Raw genomic sequence first — 461 nt, 5'->3', positions numbered from 1 at the left:
CCGGCATCGGCCCGATCGCCAAGCCGAGCCACACCGCGAACGCCGCCGCCGCGAGCATCACTCCGAAGGGCAGGCGGTCGGTCGCGGTCACGCGCCGCCCGCCCAGCATCAGGCCCAGCACACCCGCCAGCCCGATCAGGCAGGCGGCGAGCAGCACCAGCGGCAGCGCCTGCCAGCCGAGCCATAGCCCGATGCCGCCGAACAATTTGGGATCCCCCCCGCCCAGCCCCTGCCGCCCGCGCAGCCGCCGATAGCTCCAGGCGACCAGCCACAGCACGCCGAAGCCGGCCGCCCCGCCGATCAGCCGCGCCTCGAGCGGCAGGCCGAGGCCGGCGAGCCCCGCCGCCAGCCCGGCCGCCGCCAGCAGCCCGGTCAGCCCATTGGGCAGCCACAGCGCCGCCACGTCGAGCGCCGCCAGCGCCAGCAGCAGCCAGCCGAACACTGCGCCCGCCGCCCCGGCC

General features: G+C 77.7%; 1 protein-coding gene. It reads right to left on the bottom strand.

Annotation, left to right across the window (positions count from 1 at the left end):
* Nucleotides 1–442, bottom strand: a 442-nt coding sequence (locus tag HUO12_RS14375) for an A24 family peptidase (RefSeq protein ID WP_332310435.1), incomplete at its 3' end; no start/stop codon positions are given.
* Nucleotides 443–461: the final 19 nt, after the last annotated feature.

It is taken from the genome of Altererythrobacter lutimaris, assembly GCF_013371495.1.
GTDB classification, from domain to species: domain Bacteria; phylum Pseudomonadota; class Alphaproteobacteria; order Sphingomonadales; family Sphingomonadaceae; genus Erythrobacter; species Erythrobacter lutimaris_A.
This window is presented reverse-complemented; position numbering and strand designations above follow the sequence as displayed.